At 60.2% G+C, this 12,180-nt stretch carries 7 protein-coding genes; 5 read left to right on the forward strand and 2 right to left on the reverse strand.

Features of this window, described 5'->3' with window-relative positions; all coding sequences use genetic code 11:
• The first annotated feature begins 467 nt into the window (after positions 1–467).
• From rho to CRI94_RS10275, 3 genes are all read left to right on the forward strand, one after another.
• The gene (gene rho, locus CRI94_RS10265; protein ID WP_098075623.1) at positions 468–2,147 is read left to right on the forward strand and encodes a transcription termination factor Rho; all 1,680 of its coding nucleotides are present in this window, start codon (positions 468–470) and stop codon (positions 2,145–2,147) included.
• A 236-nt stretch (positions 2,148–2,383) separates the two neighbouring features.
• Positions 2,384–5,674: a S41 family peptidase gene (locus tag CRI94_RS10270; RefSeq protein WP_098075624.1), complete on the forward strand. Its 3,291-nt coding sequence runs from the start codon at positions 2,384–2,386 to the stop codon at positions 5,672–5,674.
• Between the two features lie 114 nt (positions 5,675–5,788).
• Entirely contained in the window at positions 5,789–6,538 is a 750-nt protein-coding gene (locus CRI94_RS10275) for a TIGR01548 family HAD-type hydrolase (protein ID WP_098075625.1), read from the forward strand.
• Positions 6,539–6,709: 171 nt separating this feature from the next.
• On the opposite strand, the gene CRI94_RS10280 is transcribed toward CRI94_RS10275, so the two are convergent.
• A complete protein-coding gene (locus tag CRI94_RS10280) occupies positions 6,710–7,279 on the reverse strand; it encodes an OmpA family protein (protein WP_179862248.1) in 570 nt (189 codons plus the stop codon).
• A 176-nt stretch (positions 7,280–7,455) separates the two neighbouring features.
• Positions 7,456–8,139: an NUDIX hydrolase gene (locus CRI94_RS10285; protein WP_098075627.1), complete on the reverse strand. Its 684-nt coding sequence runs from the start codon at positions 8,137–8,139 to the stop codon at positions 7,456–7,458.
• 173 nt (positions 8,140–8,312) lie between these two features.
• Between CRI94_RS10285 and CRI94_RS10290 the strand changes: the two genes are divergently transcribed.
• Both CRI94_RS10290 and CRI94_RS10295 read left to right on the forward strand, forming a co-directional pair.
• Positions 8,313–10,091 carry an SLC13 family permease gene (locus tag CRI94_RS10290; RefSeq protein ID WP_098075628.1) on the forward strand — a complete coding sequence of 593 codons (1,779 nt, stop codon included), beginning with the start codon at positions 8,313–8,315 and terminating at the stop codon, positions 10,089–10,091.
• Positions 10,092–10,335: 244 nt separating this feature from the next.
• Positions 10,336–12,123 carry a SulP family inorganic anion transporter gene (locus tag CRI94_RS10295; RefSeq protein WP_098075629.1) on the forward strand — a complete coding sequence of 596 codons (1,788 nt, stop codon included), beginning with the start codon at positions 10,336–10,338 and terminating at the stop codon, positions 12,121–12,123.
• Positions 12,124–12,180 lie beyond the last annotated feature (57 nt).

The raw sequence follows: 12,180 nt of genomic DNA on the forward strand, positions 1-12,180 counted from the left end.
CTAGTGTTGTACGCCTCCCACTCGGCTCCCGTCGTACATGTGGCCCCGGGCAACCGAGGTACATAATGTAGCGATCCTTTCCGGCCTCGGCACGTGTACATTACAGGTTTACCTCTGCCTGGTGGCTCTTGACCCCCGGGTGCTCTTTACCGGCCGACTCGTTCGATAACTCCTCGTCGTTCGGTTTCGTCCCCTGCCTGCGCCGCATTCAACTGCAGGCACTTCTTTGCTTTATCTATCTACCCCATCCAATACGGACGGTGCAACCGGTTTTATCCGGCCCGCAGTGGCCACCGATCCAGATCTGAGTCGGCCGTCGACGCCTGCTCGTTTCTCTCGGTTGGCGCGTCGTACGGACGGTGCGCGTATGCTTCATTGCCCTGCGCCTCCCCACAGACATTCTTGTCGTTGCGGCGCTCTCTTCTCTGCCAACCTCGGCACGCCTTAACCTCGATTTACTGATTCGAATGAAAATTTCCACGCTTCAAGAAAAGAAGCTCGACGAGCTCCGCGACATCGCGCGTGGTCTCGATCTTCGTGGGTACAGTAAACTCCGCAAGCAAGACTTAATCTACCGTATCCTGGAAGCGCAGGCGGAGGATGCGGCTCGTTCCGGCTCTTCGAGATCACGCAACGGGTCCACAAACGGATCCTCCGACTCCTCGAGGAAGCGTTCGAGCAACCGGTCGAAGAAGTCATCGAGCAATTCTTCAAACTCAAGCGGCCAGGAGGACAAATCATCGCGGAAGAACCAGCGAGGTAGCGGCAAAGCTTCCGGAAACGGTGGCCGATCGTCTAAGGACCGTCAAAAAGGGAGTGCGTCCTCGAAAAACGGATCGTCGAAGAAACGTTCGTCCAACGGCGACAAAAGCTCTTCAAACCGGGGATCCAACCAGAAGTCTAACTCGAAACGATCTTCGTCCAAGGGATCACACGACGGACGCTCAAAACAGCAGCAGTCGAGCAAAAAGAACTCGATCTACGCGGATCGGCCGGAATACATGGCCGAGTACGATGCCGACGACACCGAACTCCGCGGCATGATCGAGAAGGTCGGGCTACTTGAGGTGCTGCCCGATGGCTACGGCTTCCTCCGGTCAGACGAGTACAATTTCGAGTCCAGCCCGGATGACATCTACGTCTCTCCGTCGCAAATCAAGCGCTTCGGCCTTCAGGATGGCGACACGGTCTTCGGGCAGGTTCGGCCACCGAAAGAAGGCGAGAAATACTTCGCACTAATTCAGGTTCACACCGTCAATGGCTGCAAGCCGGGCGAACTGGAAGAGCGGCGCGAGTTCGATTACCTGACTCCCATCTTCCCAAACAAGCGCCTCACGCTGGAGACCGATGCCACGGAGTACGGGCAACGCATCATCGACCTCTTCGCCCCGATCGGCATGGGGCAGCGCGGCCTGATCGTCGCCCCGCCGAAAGCCGGTAAAACCGTTCTGCTGCAGAAGATCGCGGCCGGGGTCACGAAGAACCATCCGGATGCGCACCTCATCATGCTCCTGGTCGATGAACGGCCGGAGGAGGTGACCGACATGGACCGGCACGTGGATGGCGAGGTCATCGCGTCGACATTCGACTCCGATGCGGAGAAGCATGTCGAAATCGCCGACACGGTCATGATGAAGGCGAAACGACTCGTCGAGTCCGGCCAGGACGTCATCATCCTACTCGACTCGATTACCCGCTTGGCCCGCGCGCACAACGCAGTGGTGCCGAGCAAGGGACGCACGCTCTCCGGCGGTGTCGAAGCCGGTGCCCTCCGCGGTCCGAAGCAGTTCTTCGGCGCAGCGCGCAATGTGGAAGAAGGCGGCTCGCTAACGGTTATCGGCACGGCGCTGATCGACACGGGCAGCAAGATGGATGAGGTCATCTTCGAGGAGTTCAAGGGCACGGGCAACATGGAGCTCGTCCTGAATCGCACAATGGCCGACCGACGCATCTACCCCGCGATCGACCTGATCAAATCCGGGACACGACGGGAGGAGCTCCTCATCTCCAAACCACAGATGAAGCGGATCTGGGTTCTCCGGAAGATCCTCGCCGACATGGATGCCATCGAAGCCATGCAATTCCTGCTGGACAAAATGGAGGGAACGGAGGACAACGACGACTTCCTCGCGACGATGAACTCGTAGCGCCACCTTCGCACCTCATCGTTCGGTCAAGCGCCCGCCTTGCCGCCCTCTTCGACGGAGGGTGAACGAGCCAGGCGTTTTCCATTTCCCCGTGACCTTCCTTCCCAGAACAGGATATCTCGCCGGCTGCTACAGGAATCTGCCGATTACGACACGACGGGAAGACGTGCGGAACGTCGTATAGTTTGATGGAGTGATCCATATATCTCGCTTTCCCCACCTCTCAATTGGCTCGTATGTATCGCCACATCGTCGCTATCGCCGCAGCTGTGTTCTTGCTGTCTGGAACATCCGGTTTCGCGCACGCACAGTCGAACGAACAATCTGACGACGCCGGCCCCTTCCTGAGACACCCGGCCGTGTCCCCCGACGGTAATACCATCGCATTTTCGTACCAGGGCGATATCTGGACCGTGCCCGCATCGGGTGGGCGCGCGTTCCGACTCACGGTGCATGAAGCCTACGAAGGCCAACCGCAGTGGAACGACGCCGGGACCCACCTCGCCTTCACGAGCAACCGGCACGGCAATGCCGATGTCTTCGCTATGACGGCCGAGGGCAATACGCCCGTTCGGCTGACGTATCATTCGACAAACGATCGCGTCACCGACATCACGGCAGACAACCGCGTCCTCTTCAACACGGAGCGCACCTACGTCCAGGTCGAGCGAGAGAGTGAGGTCTACCACGTGCCGATGGACGGCGGAATGCCCGACCGGCTCCTCAACGCCCTCGGCGACGGCGCTACGCAATCGCCCGACGGACGCTTCATCGTGATGGAGCGCGGCAGCAACCGCACCACGCGAAGCGATTACCGTGGCCCCGCGAACCGCGACCTCTGGATCTACGACACGCAGGAGGAGAGCTACCAGCAGATCACGCAGTACAACGGCAACGACTACGCGGCGGTGTGGGCCGGACCGCGCGAGCTGTACTTCATCAGCGACCGCAGCGGCACGCGCAACGCCTACCGCCTGCAACTCGCGGACGATGGCTCCGCCAGCAGCGAACCCGAAGCGCTCACGAACTACGACCGGGACGGCGTCCGTACGCTATCTGCCAGCGCAGACGGTAGCCTTATCAGCTTCGAGCGCATGACGAACGCGTATACGCTCGACGTGGACGGCGGAGAGCCGCAGATCCTCAACGTCACCGTCCCGCGCGATGCACGAAATGTGCCTGTGGACCGCATGACCATGTCGGACGAGGCCCGCGAATTTGCCGTCTCCCCGGACGAGTCGCAGATCGCGTACGTGGTTCGCGGCGAAATCTTCGTCACGGAGACAGACACCGAAGAGCCGGAATCCAACCGTCTCACGCGTCATGCCTACCGCGATCGCGACGTCGTATGGGTGAACGAGAAAACCCTTCTGTTTACCAGCGACCGCGAAGGACAGTACGATGTCTTCCGCCTGACCTCCACCGACCCGGAGGCCGAATCGCTGTTTGAAAGTCTCCAGCACTCGGTCGAACGCATCACGTCCAGCGATGTCGATGAACGACATCTCGTTCTCTCTCCCGACCGCGATCGCGTCCTCTTTCTCCGCGGTCAGGGTACCCTCGTTTCTGCATCCGTTTCCGACGACGGCCTCTCGGACGAGAACGTCCTGATTGAGGGATGGGCGGAGCCGCGCGACGTCACGTTTAGCCCGGACGGGCAGTGGATCGCCTACTCGCAGAGCGACCTCGACTTCAACGAGGACGTCTTCATCCTTCCTGCCGATGGCGACGGCACCCCCGTGAACGTCAGCCAGCACCCGCGCTCCGACGGCAACCCTGTCTGGAGCCCGGACGGATCGAAGCTGGGCTTCGTGTCGGAACGCAGCGGCAACGACGCTGACATCTGGTTTGCCTGGCTGACGGAAGAAGACTTCGAGCGCACGAAGCGGGACTGGGAAGAGCTGCAAGAAGAGACGGAGGACGAGACGAAAGAGGACGACGAGCAAACCGTACCCGTAGATATCGACCTCGAAGATATCCACGAGCGCCTGGTACGCGTGACGTCGATGCCGGGCAACGAAGATTCGCCCGTGATCGACAAAGAGGGACAGACCTTTTACTTCGTCGCCGGGGAGCGGGGACGCACCACCACCTACGATCCGTCGCCCGACCTCTACAAGATCAAGTGGGACAGTAGCGAACGGTCGCAGATATCGCAGGGGGGAATTTCGCCCTCTGACATCGTCCTCGGCCCGGAAGCATCCACCCTCTACTTTCGTCAGCGAGGCGGCCGCCTGGCGCAATTCGCAACGACGGGCTCCGACGTGGAGTCGCTACCGTTCACAGCGCACATGACCGTCGACCGGAGCGAGGAGCGGATGCAGATTTTTGAGGAGGCGTGGCGTTCGATCGCCAACGGCTTCTACGACCCCGACCACCATGGTGTGGACTGGGATGCCCTGAAGGACAAGTACCGCCCGTGGGCACAGCGCGCCTCCACGATTCAAGATCTGCAGGAGGTCATGAATCTGATGCTCGGTGAGGTCAACGCAAGCCACATGGGTTTCTACCCGGCCTCCCTCTTCGGCAGCAACGGAGGAGCCGAAACCGGACTCCTCGGCGTTGAGCTCGACCCAACCGATGACGGCGCTCGCATCGTTCGCGTGGTACCCAACAGCCCGGCCGATCGCTCGCTCAGCCGTCTGTACGAGGGAGACGTTATCCTCTCCGTCAACGGTTCGTCCGTCGCCGACGCCCGCAACATCTACGCGCTCCTCGACGGGACCGTCGACCAACGCACGCTTCTCCGCGTCCGCGGCCAGGATGGCGACACGCGCACGGTCCGCATTCGCCCAACAGACGATCTCGACGATCAGCTGTATCGTGAATGGGTCGAAGATCGGCGTGAACTGACGGAGGAATACTCCGGTGGACGCCTCGGCTACATTCACATCGAAGGCATGAACTGGGAAAGCTTCGAGCGCTTCGAGCGAGAGCTCGTCGCTAGTGCCGGGGACAAGGAAGGTCTGCTGGTTGATGTCCGATTCAACGGTGGCGGCTGGACGACCGACTACCTCATGACGGTGCTGACCACCCGCCGGCACGCCTATACGGTGCCGCGCGGCGCAACCTCAGACATCGACAATCACGAGCAATTCCGCTCGCACTACCCGTTCGGCGAACGCCTCCCCTACGCGGCCTGGACGAAACCCGTCGCCGCCCTCTGCAACCAGAACAGCTACTCGAACGCCGAAATCTTTTCGCACGCCTTCAAGCAGTTCGACCTCGGGCCTCTCGTCGGAACGCCCACGTTCGGTGCCGTCATTTCGACGGGCGGCGTCGGGCTGATCGACGGGTCCTTCGTCAGACTCCCGTTCCGCGGCTGGTGGGTTTACGAAACGGACGCGAACATGGAGGGCACGCCGGCGACGCCTGATATCACCGTAGAGAACGCACCCGATCACCGTGCGCAGGGGACGGATGCCCAGCTTCGCCGGACCGTCGACGAACTTCTTCAGCAACTCGATGGCCAACAGGCGACAGGGCCCTCTAGCTCGGACGACGGCAGTGGCCCGAGTGGTCGGTAACGTGTAGCCTCTAAAATTGCGCAAGATCCTTTCAGGTGGGAACCGTTCCCATACATCCGTGTGGTAAACGATTGCCCTAGCGCGTACATTGCAACTTAACTTTTCTGTCCTGGCATGTCTCAGAACGTCAAGCTGTCTGCTATTTTGTTCGACATGGACGGCGTCCTCGTCGATGTTTCCCGCTCATATCGACGCGCCATCGAGGAGACGGTCGAGCACTTTACGGGGCGGAAGATCGGAGCGAACACGGTCCAGCGGTATAAGAACTACGGAGGGTTCAACGACGACTGGAAGCTCACGCACGCGATCATTACGGACACCGCAATGGAGGTGCCGCTCAGCCGCGTGATTGAGGAGTTCCAGAATCGCTATCGTGGCGAGAACTGGGACGGCGTCATCACAGAGGAGACGCCGCTCATTAGCGAAGAAACGCTCCAGGCGCTCAACACGGACGAGCGCATCATGGGCATCGTCACAGGGCGCCCGGAAGAGGAAGCTCTGTGGACGCTGGACCACTTCGGGTGGAAGAAATACTTCCCGCTCCTCGTCTCCAAGGAGAAGCAGGGAGAACGCCCGAAACCGCACCCCTTCCCGCTGAATCACTCCCTGACGATTCTTGCCGCTGCCGGCCGCGACGTCTCCCCGAAGGAGGCCGTCTACATCGGTGACACGGTGGACGACATGGAAGCCGCTCGAAAGGCAGGCATGTGGGCCATCGGTATCGTCCCGCCCTACGTAGATGCCGATGACCACCGCCCGCTCCTCCGCGATAAAGGCGCCCACCTCGTCCTCGAAGATCCGAACGAACTGCCGGACCTGTTCGATCGCTTCGGCGAGGCCCTCGCAGCACACTCGCACGCGTAACGCCCCCGAGGAAACCAGATCTCTGACGTACGAAGCGGTGAACCTGCCCGACCGGCACGGTTCACCGCTTTTCTTTTTGATCGCAAAGCACGGTCGCCTTCCGGCAACGAAAAACGACCATTCCTGGCGTGCGTGGTGCACACAGGCGAGCCCCCACTTCGGCTCGTGCACCTACTGCCCGTCCACGACAATTTCGACCCGGCGGTTCTTTTGTCTTCCCTCCCGCGTCTCGTTACTCGCCACCGGCACCTTCGGGCCGTACGCACCGATCTCGAGCGTCGGCGTCTGAATACCGTGCTCCGTGTTGAGGTAATGAGCTACCGCCGCAGCACGTTGTGCGGAGAGGTACCAGTTGCTCGGATAAATGCTGCGGAGACTGTCCCCGATCGGCATGCTGTCCGTGTACCCTTTGATCCGAAACGCACGCCCATCATATTCCCGGTTGATGGTTTGCGCCAACTCATCGATCGCCCGCTTACCACGATCGGTCAGCCAGGCACTGCCCGATGGAAAATACACCACCGGCTCGAGGGTCGTCGTCTCCTCCTGTGTTTGCTGCTGCTCTCGAACCGAGGTGCGAAGTCGCTCGACCGTACGAGATAGTTCGTCATTGACCGTCTGCAGCGAATCGACCTGCGTCTGCAGGCGCTCTACCTCCTGTCCGCCGCAGGCAGTCAGAGAAATGGAGAAGACGAAGGCAACACACAAGAACAGAACCGATCTGAGCGTCGACGTACTCATACATGAAACGATATTAGTCCAGAATAGAGGCCCCATGCGAACGGATCGGGACCACTTCAAATCTATGAGACAGCGCTGACGGATGCCAGAAGAGGAATCAAGGTCGCCGTCAACAACGGAAGCAACATGCGCGTGATATGTACTGGATAAACGGAGCGGTTTTTCCTAAGCGTCTGTCAACTGCTGTTCTCTGCGAACCGGCGGATCGTGCCTTCCACCCGGTCCATGTGCCGGGCAAGCGAATCGTATCCAATGTGCTCGCGAGCGACGGGCCATCGCGCCCAGGCCACCCGACGAATCCCCTCCTTCCGCTCCGGCTTAAAGTGTCGCTCCGGCGTCTGCATCAGGTACCAGTGCGTTATCTTTACGGCGTAAACGCCCCCATCCGGATACGCGTGATGCGTGGTCCCCAGCGGCTGATGCTCCGCCAATTGCTCGATGCCAACCTCCTCGCGGACCTCGCGCAGAGCACACTCCGCAATGCTTTCACCCGGATCCAGCTTGCCTTTCGGCAAATCCCAGACTCCTCTTCGATGAATCAGAAGGAGAACGGGTTCGCCATCTACAATGCGAAGAACATAACCTCCGCCCGCCTTCACGACCTCCGGCGGTCGATACGGATCCACGTTTCGAATGGCAGTTGACGGCACCCCCTCCACCTCAACCGTTCGTCCCGTCGCTCGCTTCGGCGGACGCTGCATTGTCGACGTGTCCACGACGTAGATCCGCTCCGCTCCCCGGGGTACGTCGCCCAGATCCAGGAAGAGTGTCAGTTCCTCCCCCTCAGGTGCGATAAGACCGTGGCGACGAACCTCGTCGAGGTCATCGCGATACGCATCCGACGGGGCAAAAAGCAACATAGACAGACGGAAAATAGCGAGTGGATCGGTGTGACACAGTGCGCTACTTACACCGGCATCGCATAGTTCAAACAAACCGGTTTTGCAAGAACGATGTAACTCCGGGAACCGGAATTAAAATACCAATATAGCCTATTACTCTCGGCTGATCTTTCCGCACCAACGACTCCTTCATGTCGATCGAAACCATCATCGTGTTCGCCCTTCTGGTCGTGGCGATGGTGCTGTTTATGTCCGATCGCGTGTCCTTCGACGTTACGGCGCTAATCATCCTGTCGACCTTAATGTTGACGGGCATCGTGTCGCCGCAGGAAGGCATCTCGGGCTTCAGCAACGCCGCTACCGTCACAATCGGGGCAATGTTTGTCCTTAGCGAAGGTTTACGTCGGACCGGGGTGTTGAGGCATCTGAGCGATCTTTTTGCTGACGTCGGCGGCGGGAGTTTCTCCCTGACAGTCGGCTTCATGATGGTTGTCATTGGCGTTGTGTCGGCGTTCATCAACAATACCGCGGCCGTCGCCATCTTCATTCCGGTCGTCATCGGTCTCTCCAATCAACTGGGCGTCAGCGCATCGAAATTGCTGATGCCCCTCTCCTTCGCGTCGATGTTTGGCGGGGTCTGTACGCTGATCGGGACCTCGACGAACATTCTCGTCAGCTCGATCGCGGAGTCGCACGGTGCGGAGCCATTCGGGATGTTCGAGTTCACCGCCCTCGGGCTCATCTTTGCCGCGGTAGGCGGAGCCTACACCTTCTTCGTCGGCATCCCGATGATTCCGTCTCGCCGGATGGGCAAGGACCTCACGTCCGACTACGAAATGCAGGAGTACCTGACGGACGTCGTATTATCGGAGGAAAGTCCGCACGTGGGTGAAACGGTGGAAGAGTCCGCGCTCACGAAGGACCTTGACCTGGATATCCTGCAGGTCTTTCGGAGCTCCCGAGAACCCGTTCAGCGCGACCGTGAAGCCCCGCTCGAAGCTGGCAACGTGTTACGCGTCCGAGGCGGCGTACAGGAGATCGAAAAAATGCTGGAACGCGAAGACATCACCCTGCGCCCGGCCCGCGACTGGTACGATGTCGACCTCGAAGGGGGCCCCGACAAGCTGGTCGAAGCCGTAGCCGCACCGGACTCGGCGCTGGAATCAGAAAGCATCGGAGATGTCGATTTCCCCGATCGATTCGGAGCGGTCCCGCTCGCCATCCGCCGCCATGGAACGCTCCAGCAGGAGCACCTGGAAGAGGTTCGCCTGTCCGGTGGCGACTCGGTGCTGCTTAACATCGACGAGGAGCGCGCCTCCGAAATTGAGCGCGACCCCTCGTTTGTCCTTGCCACCGAGGTCGAGGTGGAGCAGTATCGAGAAAAGCGAACGCCGATCGCGCTGACGATTCTCGCTACCGTCGTCCTGCTTGCAGCATTCGACATCACGCCGATCGTGGTGAGTGCGATCGCGGGCTGCGTCGCCATGGTGCTGACTGGCTGCATTACGACCGAAGAAGCCTACCAGGCCATCAACTGGAAAATCATTTTCCTTCTCGCCGGCGTCATCCCCCTCGGGACCGCAATGGAAAATACGGGCGCTGCCGGCATTTTATCGGCCACGTTGATCGACACACTGGGCCCCATTGGCCCGACTGCTGTCCTGTCCGGGTTCTTTTTTCTCTCGATGATGCTGACAAACATCATCTCGAATCAGGCGACGGCAGCCCTCCTCGCCCCCATCGCCCTGCAGGCCGCGGAGAGCCTGGGCGTAGACAGTCGTCCCCTGCTCATGGCAATTACGTACGCCGCGTCCCTTAGCTTCATGACGCCGGTCGGGTATCAGACGAACACAATGATCTACGGACCCGGCCAGTACAAATTTACGGACTTCACCAAGGTCGGTACGCCGCTCAATATTTTGTTGTGGATCCTTGCCACCTTCCTCATCCCCTGGATCTGGCCGTTTTAGAGCCTATTGCAACACCCCGCTTGGGCTGTGCCCAGCGGCGAGAATCTCTCGCTCGGGCTCAACGAACGTAGCAGCGTTTGCGATAGTCCCTTGGCATTCCTTCTCTTCGATCTCCATGTGTAGGATCATTTCCCGGCAATAGTCTCTTCTACACGATCATCACGAAGCCTCGCCGTGACCCGCTTCGTCGATTCTGGATTGTCATGACCGACCGATCCTTCTTGCTCACCATGTCCCTGGTCCCATGACGAACCGGATCAAGGCCTGGATCCGCTACCTTACGGACAGCTCCTCGTGGGTACGCCGCTACGACCTCGACGACATGCGGGCCGACGCCATCGCCGGGGTGACCGTCGGCGTGATGCTGATCCCTCAGGGAATGGCGTACGCCGTCATCGCGGGGCTCCCCCCAATCTACGGGCTCTACGCTGCGCTCGTCCCGACGCTTGCCTACCCGCTGCTGGCATCCTCGCGGCAGCTGGCGATGGGACCGACAGCAATTGACATGCTCATCGTGGCGGCCGGGGTGGCCCCCCTCGCCGCCACCGGAAGCGATGAATACGTTGTTCTCGCGATCTTGCTGGCCGCCATGGTTGGTCTGATCCAGATCGGCATGGGAGCCGCCAAGCTGGGCTTTGTCGCCAACCTGCTGTCTCGCCCCGTGATCACGGGGCTGACAACCGCTGCCGCGCTGATTATTGGGTTCAGTCAACTCGGCAACCTGCTCGGCATTGACCTCGCGAAGTCGCAGTACGTCCACCGCCTCCTCATTGACGCAAGCCAGCACCTGGGCGAAGTCCACGTCCTTTCGCTCGGCATCGGGCTGGGCTGCATCGTGCTTCTCATTCTCCTCCCGCGCATTCAGCCGATGATTCCCGAGGCCCTCGTCGTCGTGATCGTCGCGACGGCACTAAGCTTCGCTCTGGGCTTCGAGCGCGACGGTGTCGAGGTTATCGGATCCATCCCAACCGGTCTTCCGGAGCTGGACATCCCGAGTCTCTCACCGTCGGACTGGCGCGGGCTATTTCCCGCCGCGCTGACGCTCGCCCTCGTGCAGTTCATGAAGAATATCTCCCTCGGGCGCGTCTTTGCGCGGCGACACCGGTACACGATCGACGCCAACCAGGAGCTCCTGGCGATGGGGACGTCGAACCTCTTGGGGAGCTTCGCGCAGGGCATTCCGGCATCCGGCAGCTTCTCGCGATCCGCCGTCAACGATCAGGCCGGTGCCCGCACCCCGGCAGCCAACATTTTCGCGGCCATCATCATCGCGCTCACGCTACTCTTCCTCACGGGCCTCTTCTACTTTTTACCCGTTCCGGTCCTCGCTGCGATCATCATGGTTGCCGGATTCGGATTGATTGACCTACGCGAAGTCCGTGAGCTCTTCGAGGCCCGGCGTCGCGACGGGTACATTGCGCTGTTTACGGCTACCTGCACACTCGTCATCGGCATCCAGGAAGGCATCCTCCTCGGCATCGGCGCCTCGGTGATTATGGTGCTGTACCGGATCAGCCGTCCAAACGTCGCCGAACTCGGACACGTACCGGGAACGCGTCTCTTCCGCGACATCGAGCGATTCGATACCGCCCAGCGTATCAAGGACGTCATGGTCCTGCGCGTCGACGCGGCCTTCTCCTTCGCCAATGCCGAATACTTCAAGGACTTCATTCTCGAAAAGAGCGAGCGAGAGGGCCGTCGGATCCGAGCCGTGATCGTCGATGGAACGAGCATTAACGATCTCGACACCACGGCCGTCGAAGCATTAGAGGTGACAATCGAAACGCTCGAAGCAAAGGATATTGAGCTTCACCTGACGGGTCTCATCGGTCCCGTCCGCGAAGTCGTCCGACGCTCTGGCCTGCACTCGATCGTCGGCGAACGCCACTTTCACATGGAACCGCACGAAGCCGTCGTGGACATTCTACGTCGATGGGACGATGAGCGATACGATGAGGACGACGAGCGCATCGAACGCTACTATGAGACGCTAGATGAGGAGAAAAAGACGTCGACACCGGCCGCTTCCTGATCACCTTTCTTTCTGGCCTCCCTATCTCGTCGGCTCCGACTCATCGCGGGAAACGCT

The sequence above is a fragment of the Longibacter salinarum genome, from assembly GCF_002554795.1.
Classification (GTDB): domain Bacteria; phylum Bacteroidota; class Rhodothermia; order Rhodothermales; family Salinibacteraceae; genus Longibacter; species Longibacter salinarum.